This is a genomic window from Bacillus sp. AFS055030, assembly GCF_002574545.1.
Classification (GTDB): Bacteria; Bacillota; Bacilli; order Bacillales; family Bacillaceae_G; genus Gottfriedia.
Genome location: NZ_NUGT01000002.1, coordinates 1 through 17,064 on the forward strand (window position 1 = coordinate 1; position 17,064 = coordinate 17,064).

The following is a 17,064-nucleotide window of genomic DNA, read 5'->3' on the forward strand; positions in this document are numbered from 1 at the left end:
GCCCCATATATGCTGGTAATGTTTGTGGGAAGTTTTCATTTGGCCCCATATATGCTTGTAATGTTTGTGGGAAGTTTGCGTTTGGTCCCATATATGCCGGTAATGTTTGTGGGAAGTTTGCGTTTGGTCCCATATATGCCGGCATTGTTTGTGGGAAGTTTTCATTTGGTCCCATATATGCTGGTAGTGTTTGGGCTGCGTTTGGATTTGGGCCTGCATACGCTGGTAGTGTTTGGGCTGCGTTTGGATTTGGGCCTGCATACGCTGGTAATGTTTGTGGTGAATTCGGTCCTTGGAATGCTGGAAGTGTTTGTGGTGCATTATTTGGCCCCATATATGCTGGTAATGTTTGAGCTTTATTAGTAGCTGCTGGTGATACTTGTGCATTTGGTTTTCCTGTTGCTGCTGGTGACACTTGCATATTTGGTTTCCCTGTTGCTGCTGGTGACACTTGCATATTCGGTTTCCCTGCTGAGACCGGTGATACTTGCATATTCGGCTTTCCTGTTGCTACTGGTAATACTTGCTCTTTTGATTTTCCAGTTGATACTGGTGATACTTGCACTGGTTTTCCTGTTGAGATCGGTGATACTTGTTGATTTGGTTTTCCTGTTGTTACTGGCGACACTTGTTGATTTGGTTTTCCTGTTGTTACTGGCGATACTTGTTGATTTGGTTTTCCTGTTTCCACAGGAGATACTTGCGGATTTGGTGTTGTCGGAGATACCAATGATCCTGGGAAGTAGTTCTTTTTCTCTGACATGCTTTGTCCTCCCTTGGTGTTCACATTTGATTTATTATCATTTATCAGATTTTTAACTGCCACTGGCGAAACAACTTGCGGTATGCTCGCATTTGGTTTTCCAGTTTGAACAGGAGATACTTGTTGATTCGCATTATTTGTCGCAGGTAATACAGTTGGTTTCGCAGGTGGAATAGGTACTTGAATTACAGGTTTTACTGTCGGTGTAACCTCTACATTAATATTCAAATTATTATCAACTGGCTTTGTATTTGGCAAGACAACAGGTTGTGTCTGAACTACAGGTTGAACTTTTCCTTCTTTTGCTTCCAAATCAACACTTGGCTTAGGTTCTTGAGAAAGCTGTACCTCCTTTTTAGAACCTAACGGGGCTGGTTTTTCTCCCCTTTCTGGCACTTTTATTTTCATGCCAGGATAGATCATATCTGGATTACTTAGTTGGGCATTTAATTTAACTATTTCTTCATAGTCGATGTTATATTTTTGAGCAATGCTCTTAAGGGTATCGCCCTTCATTACTATGTGAATTCTCACCTTTTCCCCTCCTGACCAATTGCCTCTACGTTGGATTGTACATTAGTACCTCACAACAATGTATGTCTGAATATTTATTTTTATGATAGAAGGTAGTTTAATTTATGACGAGTAGGCTTGTATAAGTATTTACTTTATTCTTGTTTTTTCTATAAAAAAATCATTTAGCTCTGATTGAACTAAATGATTTTAAATTTAAAGATATTCTATTTTTAAGCAAGCTCTAGCATTTTATCTAATGCTTTAATGGCATCTTTTGCAGTTTGTTTATCAACTTTAATAATATTTTGGATGTTACCTTTTTCGATATTTTCTAAAGACCATAATAAATGTGGTAAATCAATGCGATTCATTGTTAAGCATGGACACATAAACGGATTTAATGAAATAATCTCTTTATCAGAATGATTTTTAATAATTCTTTGAACAAGATTCATCTCAGTTCCAATTGCCCATTTACTTCCTGCAGGAGCAGCTTCAATTTGGTCAATAATATATTTAGTGGATCCATTATCATCACTTGCTGCTACAACTTCTCTTGAACATTCTGGATGAACAATAATCCTCATATCTGGATGATTTTTTCGCACATTCTCAATATTTTTCACTGTAAAATTCTCATGAACAGAGCAGTGACCTTTCCAAAGTATTACTTTGATGTTATTTAGATCGCCCTCGTATTCTAAAGTATCTGTTATTGGATTCCAAATTGCCATATGTTCTAAAGGTACACCTAATTCAAATGCTGTGTTTCTACCTAAGTGTTGGTCTGGTAGGAATAATATACGTTCTTTTTGTGTGAAAGCCCATGATACAACCTTTTTAGCATTAGATGATGTTACGGTTGCACCATCATTTCTACCAACAAATGCTTTAATAGCAGCAGTTGAATTAACATATGTTAAAGGTAAAATTGTGTCACCGAAAAGCTTCTGTAACTCTACCCATGCACGATCTGTTTGATGGTGATCTGCCATATCTGCCATTGAGCAGCCCGCTCTCATATCAGGTAAAATAACAATCTGTTCATCTTCCGTTAAAATATCTGCTGTCTCTGCCATAAAGTGTACTCCACAGAATACAATATATTTTGCTTTTTTATTATTAGCGGCAACTTGAGCAAGTTGTAGAGAATCTCCTGTCGAATCTGAGAAAACAACAACTTCTTCTTTTTGATAATGATGACCTGGAATGAAAAGAGCATCACCTAATCTCTCTTTTATATCTTTTACTCTTTTTTCCATTTCCTCAGTTGATAATGTATAGTATTCATCAGGAATTTGATATCCTTCATTTTTTTGTATCATATCTAAAACGTTCATGATCCCCACTCCAATCCCTACTATTTTACAAATAGAAGCTTATATCTAATGCTTTTGCTGAATGTGTTAAACAGCCTAAAGAAATTACGTTTACACCACAGTTTTGAAAACTTGCTAAATTATCTAAAGTAATACCACCAGAAGCTTCCGTTACAATCGTTTCTGGTACAAGCTTAACGAATTCTTTTATTTCATCTGGAGTACGATTATCAAACATAATGACATCTGCACCAGCTTCAATAGCTTGAAGAACTTGATCTTTGTTTTCAGTCTCGACTTCAATCTTGATCATATGACCTAATTTATTTCGTAATGAATCTACTGCATTTTTAATAGAACCTGCATAGGCAATATGATTATCTTTCAGCATCACTGCATCATATAAACCGAAACGATGGTTTGCACCACCACCACAAGTAACTGCATACTTATCAAATAAACGTAAACCTGGCATCGTTTTTCTCGTATCGACAAGTTTGATTTTCTCATCGTTTAAAGTTTCAACTGCTTTTGAAGTAAGCGTTGCAATCCCACTCATTCGTTGTAGAAGATTAAGCATAACTCTTTCGCCAGATAATAGCACTTGAACTGGACCTTCTACTTCTGCAAGTAGTTGCCCTGCAATAACAGATTCTCCATCCTTAACGTGTAGTGTTACATTTATATCTTCATGAAGTAACTTATAAGTTACTTCGATTAATTCAGTACCCGCAATTACTCCATCTGCCTTAGCAAGTACTTTTCCAGTTGTTCTTTCATGCATTGGGAATATATGAATTGAGGATAAATCCCCTTCTCCAATATCCTCTAGTAAAAATTGCTCAATCATTTTTTTAGCTTTTAATGTATTCATGAAATTCTCTCCTCAAATAGTAGCTGGATGGTCTATATATTCTATAAAATGTGAGCCGATACTTTCTTTTCTTCTTATAGCAGCTTCTGCAATTAGTTTTCCAGTAATTAGCATATTGTATTTTTCGAGTTCCTCACAGTTCATTGGCCGTGAATCAACTGTTTTGGATTCTAAGAAGTAAGAAAAATATGTGATTGCTTTATTTAAATCTTCTTCATTCCTTACAATACCGATATACTTCATCATTATTTCTTTAATTTCATCTTTTGTAGGTAACAATCTAAATCTTGGAATCATATATTTCGATTGATTCACATTTGTTTTTGTTAACGGAAGTTCTGCAATATATCTTGCAACCTTCTTACCAAAGACAATCCCTTCCAATAAGGAATTACTAGCAAGTCGGTTCGCACCATGCACACCCGTACAAGCAACCTCTCCTACTGCATACAATCCTGGAATTGTCGTTTCCCCATTAACTGATGTTTTTACGCCACCCATGTGGAAATGTGCACCAGGAACTACAGGAATCATTCCTTTTTGTAGGTCAATTCCGTTTTTAATAAGATTGGCCGTAATTGTTGGGAAACGTTGTTCAAATCCATTTACCATTTCGATGGATAAATAAATTTCTTCCCCTTTTTGCATTTCATTAAAGATCGCCCTACTAACTACGTCTCTTGGTGCTAAATCTTCAAAAGGATGAACTCCTTTCATAATGCGACGACCCGTTTTTGTTACTAAAAAGGCTCCTTCACCTCTAACTGCTTCTGATATTAGTCCTTTACACTCCCCATTAATATAAAGCATGGTAGGATGAAATTGAATAAATTCCAAATCAGCCATCTCACAACCCGCTCGATATGCCATAGCTATGCCATCTCCGGTTATCACATTATTATTAGAACTAAATTGATACATTGCCCCAATACCACCTGTTGCAAGGAGTGTTGTGTTGGCATAACAAGATTCTAATTCATTATTTTTATTAAGAATATAAACACCCTTACATATTCCATCTTGTATAATGAAATCAATTACCATTTCATGTTCAATTATTGTTAGTTTATCTTTTATTCGATTATAAACTGTTTCAACTACATGTTTTCCAGTCGCATCTCCGCCAGAATGTAAAATTCTATTTTTCCGATGCGCTCCTTCTCTACCTAGATGAAACTTGCCTGATTCATCTTTATCAAATTCCATGCCATTAGAAACAAGATCCTTAATGGACGATGTTCCGTTTTTTACTAGCTCTTCTACTGCTTCTATATTATTTACATGACAACCCGCTTCGAGCGTATCTTGTTTATGAAGTTCAAAAGAATCATCTTCAGACATTACAGCTGCAATTCCACCTTGTGCAAGCATCGAATTGCTATCCCAAATTTTTTTCTTTGTGAATAGAATCACATTTTTAGACTGACAAATTTCCTCAGCAGCCATTAAAGCAGCAATCCCACTGCCAATAATGACAACGTCTGCAGTTCGCATAGTTGCCCCCTCCATTTAATGTATATCTATTTAAATTTTATCTTATAGATAAAAAAGCTGTCTTGACACCTATATTTACATATATTTAAACTAATGACAAGAAATTTTTTTTTAATGAGTAAAAAAGGAGACTTTAATTTGATTTATTTAGACTATGCTGCTACAACTCCAATGAGTGAAGAAGCCATTGAGACATTTGTGACTGCCTCTAAAAATTATTTTGGAAATGAGCGCAGTTTACATGATATTGGCTCAAAGGCGTCACTTTTACTTGAAGCATGCCGTAAGCAATTGGCTGAATTTATAAATGCTAGTCCCGCTTCAATTTACTTTACAAGTGGAGGAACTGAATCAAATTTAATTGCCATTCAAACCCTCTTGAAGAGTACAAAAAAAGTCGGAAAACATATTTTAACAACAACATTAGAGCATTCTTCAATTAGTAATTATTTAAAAGTACTAGAAGATCAAGGGTATGAAGTCTCTTATTTGCCGGTCACAAATAGCGGGATTATTTCATTAGAGGTGATTGAAAATGCAATTCGTGAGGATACTGTATTAGGCATTTTTCAACATGTAAATTCTGAAATTGGAGCCATTCAACCAATTAACGAGATTGCAAATTTATTTATGTCTTCAAATATTTTACTTCATTGCGATTGTGTACAATCATTTGGAAAAATAGAGATAGATGTCTCAAAATATGAAATTTCTAGTATTAGTATTTCAGGTCATAAATTATATGGACCAAAAGGAATCGGAGCCCTATATTTAAATCCCAAATTAACTTGTCAACCAATCTATCCTGGTACATCTCATGAAAGTGGGATACGACCAGGTACTGTTAATGTTCCAGCTATTGCATCATTCGTAACAGCAGCCGGACATATAATAAAAAATCAAGACGAAGAACAAAAGAGATGTCATTATTTAAAAAATGTTTTAAAATCACAATTACAAGATGTTCATCATCTTGTAAAATTCGAAAGTTCCGATAATGATTGTATTCCAAATATAATTGGAATGAGGATCATTGGCCTTGAAGGTCAGTTTGTCATGCTTGAATGTAACCGACATCAATTAGCGATTTCAACGGGTAGCGCTTGTGCAATTGGCATGCAGAAACCTTCAGAAACGATGTTAGCAATTGGAAGAGACCCTCATGAAGCAAAGCAGTTCTTTAGAGTGTCAGTCGGGAAACAGACGACAGAAGAAGACATCATCAAATTTTCGTCTGTGTTAAAACTAATCATAAATCAAAATTTTTAATCGAGGAAATTAAAATGAATAAAAAACTTTTAGGAGAAGAAAGAAGAAAGAAAGTTTTACAATGGTTAAAGGAGTCTGAATCACCTTTATCAGGCAATTCCTTAGCTAAAAGAGCGAATGTTAGTCGACAAGTTGTAGTAGGTGATATTACACTTTTAAAAGCGAAAAATGAACCGATACTAGCAACTGCCCAAGGATATATTTATATACATCCTAATAAGGAATCTGACAAAATTAGAAAAGTAATCATTTGTCACCATACAGCTGAAGAAACTCAAAAAGAACTTGAAATATTAGTCGATCACGGTGTTACAGTTAAAGATGTAATGGTTGAACATCCCGTCTATGGATATATCACAGCTCAATTACAAATTTCAAACCGTTTTGATATAAGTTTATTTCTTCAAAAAATGGAAGAAACCAATTCCGTCCCGCTATCAAATTTAACAAATGGTACACATCTTCATACAATCGAGGCAGATAGTGAACAGCAGCTAGAAAGTGCCATCTTACAGTTAAAAAATGAAGGACTTTTAGTAGACCAGCCATAAGTAAAGTTAAATTTCTTTTTGAGCTAAAGTCAGGATTTAATTTTGAATAAATAAAAAGAGGGTGCCTAAAGGGGCTGTTGACAAAAAGGGAAAGGAGATTTAACTCCTTTCCCTTTTTGTTTTTTAGGTTAATAAATTGTGTTTTAACTTGTTCTATTCACATCATCTAGCTTAATTTATTGCTTTTACCATCCTTTTTAAATTTATAGCCATCGCTGAAAAGAGGCATTGTTCAAGAATTTTTTGAATGCCCCTTTTATAAGTTTTATATAAATTATGTTTTGTTTTCATCGTCCCAAAAGTACCTTCACACCAAACTCGTCTTTGTTTTTGAACTTGTCTATATTTTTCTGTCTTTGTTCTCTTTAGATTTGCTTCAGTTAATTCATGTGCGATTGGTCTTTCAATGGTTCTCTTGCTTGAAGTTTTACCGAAGCATTTTTCTCGAAATGGGCAGATTTTACACTCATTCGTTTTTGCTGAATAGACTTTAGTAAATTGTCCTTTACTTTTCTTTAAATGAGTAAACGAAAGTTCTTTATTGTTTGGACAAATATATCTGTCTGTTTCATTGCTATATCTAAATTCTCGATAAGACATAGTGTTAAAAGCTGTTCCACTTTTGATTGGGCTAATATAACCCGTAATTTCTAGTTTCTTTAAGCCATGATGAATAGGAGCTGTATCGTACCCGCGATCTGCTCCGACATTTTTTATATCTAACTCAAACTTTTCTTGGATGACATTTTATCTTTCTACAAGTGAGGTCCTGAAGGTTTTCCAGGACGATTTAACACTCCTGAATCAGAATCTGTTCGAACAATTGAGGTTGTACTTAAAGAAGGTCCCTTTGGTTTTCTTCCTCTCTTATTCTTTCCAGAGTCTATTCTTTTTTTTCTTGTTCTGCTTCAATTTTTTTTGCTTCTTCTTCAAGGGTATTTAAGTATTGTGAAGGTGATTTTTCTACAGCCACTTGTTGAACTTTCTCTTTTGCCGCACTAGCTTTTATATGCGTCGAATCTGTCACAATCACATCTCCAGTAACGAATCCTTTTTCAATACAAAGTCTAATAATGTGGTCAAAAATATCCTGAAATACTGTACTATCTTTAAATCTTCTTCGTCTATTTTGGCTAAATGTTGAATGGTCTGGCACGGGATCAGATAGGTCTAAACCTAAAAACCAGCGATAACCGATATTTAAAATGACTTCCTGTTCAAGTTCACGCTCTGACTCGATATTAAATAGGTAGCCAATTAATAACATTTTATATAAAAGGACAGGATCCAAAGATTTTCTTCCTAATTTTGAATAATACTTTTCCATTTTCTCATAGATAAAAGTGAAATCTATCTTTTCTTTAATTTGACGTAAAATATGGTTACTAGGTACAAAATCATTTAAATCAATAAACTCTAATTTATTTTGACTATCTTCTTTTCGACCCATCATAAGAATTCCTCCAATAAAAAAACCTGTATAGATTAATTTCTACACAGGTTTACAAATTCCTATTTAATTTGTCAACAGCCCCTAAAACCACCCTCTTTTATATACTCATTATTAATCGATAAATTCGAATTCGTATTCAGAAATTTTAACGATATCTCCGTTTTTCGCACCGCGTTGACGAAGTGCCTCGTCGATCCCCATTCCACGCATTTGACGTGCAAATCGACGAATTGACTCTTCACGTTCAAAGTTAGTCATTTTGAATAGTTTTTCAAGCTCTTCCCCTTTAACGACAAACGTTCCATCACTTTCACGAGTAATTTCAAAAGTAGGTTCTTCTTTTTGATATTTATATAATACTCGTAATGGTTTGTCTTCTTCTTCATCATGAAGTGGGAATTCTGGAGTTGATTCAACTAAATCTGCAACGGTAAATAATAAATCACGTAAACCTTGACGTGTTACCGCAGAAATTGGGAAAATTTGAACTTCATCTCCAACTTGTTCTTTAAATTTAATTAAGTTTTCTTCAGCTTCTGGAATATCCATTTTATTTGCAACGACTACTTGAGGTCGCTCAGTTAAACGTAAATTATATTCTTTTAGCTCTTGATTAATTGTTAAGTAATCTTCATATGGGTCTCTGCCTTCAAGACCTGACATGTCAATTACATGAACAATTACACGTGTTCTTTCGATATGACGTAGGAATTGATGTCCTAGTCCGACACCTTGATGTGCTCCTTCAATTAGCCCTGGTAAATCTGCCATCACAAAACTACGATTATCTTCAGTTTCTACAACACCTAAATTAGGAACAATTGTTGTAAAATGATATTCAGCGATTTTTGGTCTAGCAGAACTTACAACAGATAGTAAGGTTGATTTACCAACACTTGGGAAACCAACTAATCCAACATCAGCTAAAACTTTAAGTTCTAGTTTAATGTTTCTTTCTTTACCTGGCTCACCATTTTCAGCTATTTCTGGAGCCGGATTTGCAGGTGTTGCAAATCGACTATTTCCACGGCCTCCACGGCCACCTCTTGCAATAATGGCTGTTTGACCATCCATTGTAAGGTCAGCTATTAATTCACCTGTATCAGCATCTGTTACAATCGTCCCAGGTGGTACTTTTACAATCATATCTTCAGCATTTTTACCATGTTGATTTTTAGACATACCATGTTGTCCACGATCTGCTTTAAAATGACGTTTATAACGGAAATCCATTAATGTTCTTAAGCCTTCATCTACTTGAAATACAACATTAGCTCCCTTACCACCGTCTCCACCAGCAGGGCCACCTTTTGGAACATATTTTTCACGACGGAAGGCTACCATACCGTTTCCACCGTCTCCACCTTTTACATATATCTTGACTTGATCAATAAACATAAATCCACCACTCTTTTATTTTTCCATTTTAAATTCGATACTGCACTCTTCTGTCTCACAAAAATAAGACATCATTCTAATTTTTGAATTGTCATTTGATGATGAAACAATCCACTTCAACATATCTTCTTTCTTTGTTAGTTTACCTCTGAAGTCAAAAAAGAAACTAACTGTTTTATCATTTATTTCAATTGTTAAACTAACAAAATTTTCCTCATAAATATGTACCCAAGATTCTAGTTTTTCTAAAAAATTTTGAATCCATACTGTCATCACTTCGTCTAAATTTTTAAGTGAACATGGTTCTCCTAAAATTTCATAATCTAGTACAATTGTACGAGGCTTCCAGTTATAAGTAATGATAAATTCTGCAAACGCTGGAATTTGTAACGAACAAATTTTAGCTTCATTCAAAGAATCAGCAACAATTTTCGTAATCGTTTCTTCTAACTGGTCAGATTGACCTGTGGCCATGTATCCTTTTATTAATTGAATTCGATTTAACCAATCATGACGTGAATGTCTTAATACCTCTAGAACGTCCCATTTCTCTTGCATTGTATTCTCCTATAGGTTTACATTTTTGGTATTTATGAAGGTAATAAAATAGTTAGACTCGGCATTTTGATTGATCATTTTGTAAATCTCAAACTAGGTGTAGCTTGTAAAATGCCGAGTCTTTGGAGCATATTGTTTGAGAGGTTACTATACCAACAATTTTTTATATGTTGATCAGCATTTATTATAAATAAAATGTCTTAAGTACAGAAAAACTCTAACCTAAAAGGTTAGAGTTTCTAAGTTAGTTTCTTAAGCTTCTTGAGCTACAGGGTATACACTTACTTGTTTGCGGTCACGGCCTAAACGTTCGAATTTAACTACGCCATCAACCTTCGCAAATAATGTGTCATCTCCACCACGACCAACGTTTACACCTGGATAGATCTTAGTGCCGCGTTGACGGTAAAGAATTGAACCACCAGTTACGAATTGTCCATCAGCACGTTTAGCGCCAAGACGTTTTGACATTGAGTCACGACCGTTTTTTGTAGAACCTACTCCCTTTTTAGAAGCAAATAACTGAAGATTTAATTTTAACATGGTTACACCTCCTGTTTTACTCGTTTATAGTGACATAGTCACCGTAACTTGCAGCGATAGTTTGTAAAGATACGATCATCGCTTCAAGGATAAGTTGCGCTTTTTGCATATTATCTTCATTTAAATTAATCGGTAATTGATACTTCAAGAAAGCTTTCTTTTCATCGATTACTGTATTTAATTCGGAATCTATACGGCAAATTGCTTCCAAAGCATTTACAGTTCCTATTGAAACTGCTGATATACCGGCACAAACAATGTCAGTACCAGCATCAGAAAAAAATGCATGTCCACTTATTTTAAAGGAACTTATACGTCCATCTTTTAAACGTTCAATTGTTATTTTAGTCATTGCTTTAAATTAAGCGTTGATTTTTTCGATAACAACTTTAGTGTAAGGTTGACGATGACCTTGCTTACGACGGTAGTTCTTTTTAGATTTGTATTTGAATACAAGAATCTTTTTAGCTTTACCGTTCTTTTCAACTTTTGCAGTTACAGTAGCTCCTTCAACAGTTGGGCTACCAACTTTGATGTTTTCGCCACCTACGAATAAAACTTTGTCGAATGTTACAGTTTCACCTGCGTTAGTATCAAGTTTTTCGATGTAGATTGCTTGACCTTCTTCAACTTTGATTTGTTTACCACCAGTTTCAATAATTGCGTACATAATTGCACCTCCTCAATAGTCTAAGACTCGCCATAAATAGGCATGCTAAGAATAGCAATTTAATACCTACTATGTGCGGTTGTAGCACGGGTGCGCTACAAACAATAACATTATGATGTTAACACGACCCATGTCGAATGTCAACAACTACTTCAGTTAATCATTGTTTCTAAATAGCTTGTTATTTCCTTCGTCGTACCAGTTCTAACAATATTATAAAATGGTGATTTTGAAGGTCTTATTTTTATACAAATTTTTATAAACATCGCTTTTTCTAATCTTTGTACATGTTTATTTTGATCTCCATTAAATGCTTTTGCAACATCTTCACTACATTCAATAAGTAAAGCCTCAATATCATTACTTGCAGAAAGTTCCCAAAGTGCTCTTTCAAGCTCAAAAACTGTCTGAACTGTGTTTTTTACAAGTCCACTACCATTACACTCGGGGCACTTTTGATGTGTTGCTTCGATATGTGAATGAGCTGTTCTTTTTCGTGTAAGTTCAAATAAACCAAGGTCTGAAAATCCAAAAAGCTTTGTATAAGCTCTGTCATTTTTAAATGTTTCCTTTAATAGATCTCCTATACTTTTTTGCTGTTCAATGGACTTCATATTTATGAAATCAATAATAATCATTCCTCCAATATCACGAAGTCTTAATTGGCGGACAATCTCAATTGCAGCTAATTGATTTGTATGATAAACAGTTTCCTCACGGTTATTTTTCCCGCTAAATTTCCCTGTATTTACATCGATAACTGTCATAGCTTCAGTTTGCTCGATTAATAAAAATGAACCATTTTTTAACCATACAATTTGTTTAAAAGATTTCTCTATTTGTTCTTCAATTTTATACGCCACAAAGATATTTTCATTTCCTCTATAACTAGTTATTTGTAGATCTAAAGGCAAATAATTTTTATAAGCAGCTAAATCATCTATGATTAACTCACTAATTGTATCTTTAGGATGCAATTTAAAAAACTTAGTAAATAAGGAATTCGTTTCCCATACACAAGTAATCTTCTTTAAACTTTGGTTTTTTAATGACTCATAAAATGCTTGAAAGCCTTTTAACTCATTTAAAATCTCATCTGATTTTGCATTTTCACATGAAGATCTGAAGATTACCCCCTCATTACCATTAGTGTAATCTCGACCTAATGAGTATAATTTATTTCGTTTTGATTCTCTTTTTATTTTATTTGATACTGCAACTTGTTTTGTAAGAGGAAAATAGACTACATAATCACCTGAGAACTCAAGATTATTTGTTAACTTTGGACCTTTCTCATCAAAAGCATCCTTTATGACTTGAACCAAAATATATTGTCCTTTTTGGAACTTTTTTCTTATTAATTCCTCTTGATTCATTTCAGATTCTTTACCCTCGATTGTATCTTCCAATCTCATGAAGCCATTTTTAGTTAAACCAATATTTACAAAAATCGCATTCAATTTAGGCATCACTTCTTGGATTTGTCCGACATATATATTTCCCACATATGTATTTTTGTCTGCCGAAGAAAACCATTCAACTAGCTGGTCATTTTCGATTACAGCAATTCTTTTCTCTGAATGTTTGACATTCATAATAACTTTCTTCAAATTCATCTTCCTAACTATGTATAGTACCTATCATTTTATTCATTTAAATAGAAAAAAGCTAGTTATCATAATCTAATTAGTTAGTCTACTCACATGAATAGTAAAATTTGAATATTATATTTAGATTTCTATTCTATTCTTCTTTAAAGAAACGTTACTCCCCCTATTTTCTTTTCGTGTATCACCCTTTCTTTTACTGAATCCTGATTGAGATTGGAGCGATTAAATGGATATCATTCTATCAATTCTTATTCCAAGCGTCCCCGAAAGAATGGGATATTTAAATAAAATTATGAATGAATTAGATAAACAAAGTAAGCCATATCCTGTTGAAATATTAGTCCTTTTGGAAAATAAAAAAAGAAGCATCGGTGAAAAAAGGAATGTACTCATTGAACAAGCAAAAGGAGATTATGTAGTATTTATAGATGATGACGATCGAATAGAACCAAATTACATCGAATTATTGTGCAAAACAATCAATGAAACGCCTAATGTTGACTGTATTGTATTTGACGTTTTAGTAAATTTTAATAACCAATACTCCAAAGTTTGTAAATATGGGAAAGAGTTTGCACATGGGGAAGATGAAAATTATTACTATCGAAAACCAAATCATTTAATGTGCTATTCAAAAAAGATTGCCTTGGCACATAAATTTCTCAATATCAGTTTTGGAGAAGACGATGAATGGGGCAGACGAGTTTCAAACGATATAAAAATTCAAAAGAGAATCCCTTCTATATTGTATTACTATGACTATATCCCAAAAGACTCATCGTGGTATGTATAGAAATTAAAAAATGGTCCCCCACTTGAGACCATTTTTTAATGCTGGTGAAAAAAGAATTTGTCAATTGAAATATTGGAATATCTAATCATTGAAAATAAGATGTGTCTCAGATTTCCACTACAGGTTGCTCGCTTTCCATGGGGCGAGATTCTTTGCCTCCTCGGCGTTGCCTTGCTGGGTCTCAGCCTTCCCGCATCTCCCATAGGAGCCCGGCACCCTTTCGTTCCAATCATTTTCTTTATGAAAAATAATAATCTTAAAAACAACAGAATAGTCAATTAAAGAATGAATTACCATTATTCATTAATATCAAAATGAAACTAATGATGATACTTACACATCTTTAAAATATTGATTGTAAAAAAGAAGATATTTTTATTTTTGACAGTTAGTTAAAACATTTATATTCCAACAAATAGCACTGGTTTATCAATAAGATGATAAAAATAATAAAAATACTATTTTTCCTTTAAATTCATATAGTGTTCCAATTTTTCGATATTGATAACAATTTATTTCAACACTCTGAAAAGATGGTCTCAACTAAAGACCATCTTTTTTTGTATAAAATTTTAACTCTAACAATTAAAGCTAATTGTTATTTGACTAACTCATTTAATTATTAATCCACCTTGAGTTTATAGAAAAAATTTAACATAAAATCTAACTAATTAGTTCTTCAAGCGAATAAGTTGCTTTCTTCTCAGTAAAGTAAGCATGTAATAATTCATTTTCATCTAACATTTGTTGATTTTTTTTATCAAGAGAAAAGACAACGTTGTATTTGTATCCTTTTTGAAAGTTAGAAAAAACTTGAAATAATTTTGTTTCTTTATTCAAGGAAATTGATTTGATTTTCTGAATATATTGTTTGTCTCCATAAAAACGTTCCATTAAAAATCGGATAACAACGAAATGCCTATTTTTCCATTCTCCCCATAATGAAACGACTAAAAATAATAAACAAACCCAAATTGTAATATTCATAGGCTGAATGATGATCGTAAGTATAGAGGATAATGCTAAAAATCCAAATGATGTGTACAAGCTATATATATGAGCCCTAACGAACGGAAAAATCAAAGAAAATAACTGATAGATAAATTTGCCACCGTCTAGAGGCCAAATTGGTAATAAGTTAAAACAAAGAATACTAATATTGTAATTGATAAAAAGCGTATAAAGGTTTTCAGGCATTAAATTCATTTTAAATAGGAAGTTAGCAATTAGATATAAAGTTAAATGTTGAATAGGACCAGAGATTGTCACAATAAACTCCTCATAAATTGGACGATTTCCATGTTCATCAAGATCTACAACTCCCCCAAACGGAAGTAGCGTAATTTTATTGATTCTCCAATTAAATGAAGTAGCTGCAATGGCGTGACCTAATTCGTGGCAGAAAATAATAATGGATACAAATAGTACCGACCAAAAATTAGCTGTCAAAATACCAATACAAGCAATTAATAAATAGAGTGGATGAACAGATATTTTGGAAGGAAGACTTAACCATTTATTCAAATGAGATCACCTGTTTCGGATCAATAAATTTTTCCCCCATTTTTATTGCAAAATAATAAGTACCAAGATTCCCATCATCACTAGGTGATACTGTTCCGATCACCTTTTTACTATCCACTTCGTCATAAACTTTTACATTAGTTGTTCCTAATTTTCCGTACCAAGATTCTGAACCATCAGCGTGTTGAATAATAACCGTATTTCCTAAATCATCTTTCTTTCCTACAAAAAGTACACGTCCTTTTTTGATTGACTCTACTTTTTGATTAGCTTCAGTTTGGATCAATATCCCTTGACCGTCCGTTTTAAAACTTTGAAGTACTTTACCGCTAGCAGGAACAGCATAAATATCATTTCCAACATTCTCTTTTTGATCGTTTAATTGCGGTAAAAAAGCAAGAGGGCTTCCAAACCGATCTTCATACCATTTCTGTAATGAAGCAAATTGAAATTCATTTTCATAAACTAGTGATAGTCCATGCCGAACTTGAGTTGCAATAGGTGAGTTACTTTTTAAGATGATAGCCAAAGCTAGTACAATAATCGCGCATAATAAACTTCTAAATATAAAGTTAGAGTTATTCATCATTTTATTACCTTGCTCTTCAACCAAGTCATCATAAGTATAAGTGTATCCGCCCTCAGTATTTTGCACTTCTTTTACCGGAAATTTGCTCATTAATTGATTCGGATTACCCCATTTTTCTTCTTGTTCACGCCGTTTAGCGATTCGCTTTCTTATTTCATCTACGCGCTTACTCAAAGTGTCACCTCTCCTCGCAAACTAGTTAATTAATTTATATGATTCGGTAGGACAACTTATGAGTAGATAATTTTAAAAGTGGACAAAGCTATTAAGCTGGATTATGGAATTGATGAAAGAGGACATTTGAAAAATTCGGCAAAGAAAAAACACTTCGTTTTTTACGAAGTGTTATCGGATACCAAATAATTTTTTCACTTTAAAGAAAATACTCTTTTCAGTTTCTAATGATTGTAGTGGTACAGATTCTCCTAGCACTCTTCTTGCAATATTTCTATATGCAATAGAAGCTTTGGAATTTGGATTCATCGCTACAGGTTCACCACTATTAGTTGCCTTAATAACGTTTTCATCATCTTGGACAATTCCAATTAAATCTACAGCTAACATCGACGTAATTTCATCTACATCTAAGCTGTCTCTATTTTCCATCATATGACCTCTAATACGATTGATTACTAGTTTAGGAGGTTCAATATCCTCTTGATCTAATAATCCAATAATTCGATCTGCATCACGAATTGAAGAAACTTCAGGAGTTGTGACAACGATCGCTTTATCTGCACCTGCTACTGCATTTTTATATCCTTGCTCAATACCAGCAGGGCAGTCTATTAATATATAATCATAGTCTTTTTTTAATTCATCTACAAGCTCTCTCATTTGTTCAGGAGAAACAGCAGTTTTATCGCTTGTTTGTGCAGCAGGTAATAAATATAAGCATTCAAATCGCTTATCCTTTATTAGTGCCTGGTGCGTTTTACAGCGACCTTCAACAACGTCCACTAAATCATAGACGATGCGATTTTCCAATCCCATGACAACGTCTAAGTTACGTAGGCCGATATCAGTGTCAATTAAACACACTTTTTTTCCAAACATCGCTAATGCTGTTCCTAAATTTGCTGATGTAGTTGTTTTACCAACTCCACCTTTACCAGATGTAATTACTATAGCCTCTCCCAC

The 17,064-nt window shown here is 33.8% G+C and carries 18 protein-coding genes and 1 other annotated feature; of the genes, 3 read left to right on the forward strand and 15 right to left on the reverse strand.

The genetic code is table 11. The features are described from left to right. The 4 genes from CN925_RS00410 to nadB form a co-directional block, all read right to left on the reverse strand. The coding region (locus CN925_RS00410) for a LysM peptidoglycan-binding domain-containing protein (protein ID WP_142339168.1) at window positions 1-1,297 on the reverse strand (1,297 nt) is incomplete at its 3' end. Window positions 1,298-1,509: 212 nt separating this feature from the next. Further along, window positions 1,510-2,619: a quinolinate synthase NadA gene (gene nadA, locus CN925_RS00415; protein ID WP_098843792.1), complete on the reverse strand. Its 1,110-nt coding sequence runs from the start codon at window positions 2,617-2,619 to the stop codon at window positions 1,510-1,512. A gap of 25 nt (window positions 2,620-2,644) precedes the next feature. Further along, complete coding sequence (gene nadC, locus CN925_RS00420; protein ID WP_098843793.1) at window positions 2,645-3,472, reverse strand: carboxylating nicotinate-nucleotide diphosphorylase; 828 nt, start codon at window positions 3,470-3,472, stop codon at window positions 2,645-2,647. 12 nt (window positions 3,473-3,484) lie between these two features. Beyond that, window positions 3,485-4,966 (reverse strand): L-aspartate oxidase, encoded by a 1,482-nt coding sequence (gene nadB / locus CN925_RS00425; protein ID WP_098843794.1) that lies wholly within the window; start codon window positions 4,964-4,966, stop codon window positions 3,485-3,487. A gap of 138 nt (window positions 4,967-5,104) precedes the next feature. Between nadB and CN925_RS00430 the strand changes: the two genes are divergently transcribed. Beyond that, window positions 5,105-6,235 carry an IscS subfamily cysteine desulfurase gene (locus CN925_RS00430; protein WP_098843795.1) on the forward strand — a complete coding sequence of 377 codons (1,131 nt, stop codon included), beginning with the start codon at window positions 5,105-5,107 and terminating at the stop codon, window positions 6,233-6,235. A gap of 8 nt (window positions 6,236-6,243) precedes the next feature. Next, window positions 6,244-6,786 carry a transcription repressor NadR gene (locus CN925_RS00435; protein ID WP_098843796.1) on the forward strand — a complete coding sequence of 181 codons (543 nt, stop codon included), beginning with the start codon at window positions 6,244-6,246 and terminating at the stop codon, window positions 6,784-6,786. 171 nt (window positions 6,787-6,957) lie between these two features. Here CN925_RS00435 and CN925_RS00440 read toward each other — a convergent pair whose 3' ends face one another. The 8 genes from CN925_RS00440 to CN925_RS00475 all read right to left on the reverse strand — a co-directional run bounded on the left by CN925_RS00440 (window position 6,958) and on the right by CN925_RS00475 (window position 13,018). After that, window positions 6,958-7,527, reverse strand: a complete 570-nt coding sequence (locus CN925_RS00440; protein WP_142339169.1) for a transposase — start codon at window positions 7,525-7,527, stop codon at window positions 6,958-6,960. Between the two features lie 142 nt (window positions 7,528-7,669). Beyond that, window positions 7,670-8,239, reverse strand: coding sequence for a transposase (locus CN925_RS00445; protein ID WP_098843798.1), 570 nt, complete (start codon window positions 8,237-8,239; stop codon window positions 7,670-7,672). 111 nt (window positions 8,240-8,350) lie between these two features. Next, on the reverse strand, window positions 8,351-9,637 hold the full coding sequence (gene obgE / locus CN925_RS00450) for a GTPase ObgE (protein WP_098843799.1): 1,287 nt from the start codon (window positions 9,635-9,637) through the stop codon (window positions 8,351-8,353). Window positions 9,638-9,652: 15 nt separating this feature from the next. After that, window positions 9,653-10,195 (reverse strand): Spo0B C-terminal domain-containing protein, encoded by a 543-nt coding sequence (locus CN925_RS00455; RefSeq protein WP_098843800.1) that lies wholly within the window; start codon window positions 10,193-10,195, stop codon window positions 9,653-9,655. 252 nt (window positions 10,196-10,447) lie between these two features. Further along, window positions 10,448-10,738 (reverse strand): 50S ribosomal protein L27, encoded by a 291-nt coding sequence (rpmA, locus tag CN925_RS00460; protein WP_025672162.1) that lies wholly within the window; start codon window positions 10,736-10,738, stop codon window positions 10,448-10,450. Window positions 10,739-10,754: 16 nt separating this feature from the next. Further along, window positions 10,755-11,090 carry a ribosomal-processing cysteine protease Prp gene (locus CN925_RS00465; protein ID WP_098843801.1) on the reverse strand — a complete coding sequence of 112 codons (336 nt, stop codon included), beginning with the start codon at window positions 11,088-11,090 and terminating at the stop codon, window positions 10,755-10,757. Between the two features lie 9 nt (window positions 11,091-11,099). Continuing rightward, window positions 11,100-11,408 carry a 50S ribosomal protein L21 gene (gene rplU / locus CN925_RS00470; protein ID WP_025672164.1) on the reverse strand — a complete coding sequence of 103 codons (309 nt, stop codon included), beginning with the start codon at window positions 11,406-11,408 and terminating at the stop codon, window positions 11,100-11,102. A 13-nt stretch (window positions 11,409-11,421) separates the two neighbouring features. Beyond that, window positions 11,422-11,499 (reverse strand) — a sequence feature (ribosomal protein L21 leader region). A 61-nt stretch (window positions 11,500-11,560) separates the two neighbouring features. Further along, a complete protein-coding gene (locus CN925_RS00475) occupies window positions 11,561-13,018 on the reverse strand; it encodes an Rne/Rng family ribonuclease (protein WP_180232768.1) in 1,458 nt (485 codons plus the stop codon). Between the two features lie 226 nt (window positions 13,019-13,244). On the opposite strand from CN925_RS00475, the gene CN925_RS00480 reads away from it, so the two are divergent. Then, on the forward strand, window positions 13,245-13,811 hold the full coding sequence (locus CN925_RS00480) for a glycosyltransferase family A protein (RefSeq protein ID WP_098843803.1): 567 nt from the start codon (window positions 13,245-13,247) through the stop codon (window positions 13,809-13,811). A 663-nt stretch (window positions 13,812-14,474) separates the two neighbouring features. Here CN925_RS00480 and CN925_RS00485 read toward each other — a convergent pair. The 3 genes from CN925_RS00485 to minD form a co-directional block, all read right to left on the reverse strand. Then, window positions 14,475-15,335: a site-2 protease family protein gene (locus CN925_RS00485; protein ID WP_098843804.1), complete on the reverse strand. Its 861-nt coding sequence runs from the start codon at window positions 15,333-15,335 to the stop codon at window positions 14,475-14,477. Beyond that, the gene (locus tag CN925_RS00490) at window positions 15,328-16,098 is read right to left on the reverse strand and encodes a M23 family metallopeptidase (RefSeq protein ID WP_286138228.1); all 771 of its coding nucleotides are present in this window, start codon (window positions 16,096-16,098) and stop codon (window positions 15,328-15,330) included. Before CN925_RS00490 ends, CN925_RS00485 begins: the two co-directional genes overlap by 8 nt. A 171-nt stretch (window positions 16,099-16,269) precedes the next feature. Beyond that, window positions 16,270-17,064 (reverse strand): septum site-determining protein MinD, encoded by a 795-nt coding sequence (minD, locus tag CN925_RS00495; RefSeq protein ID WP_098843805.1) that lies wholly within the window; start codon window positions 17,062-17,064, stop codon window positions 16,270-16,272.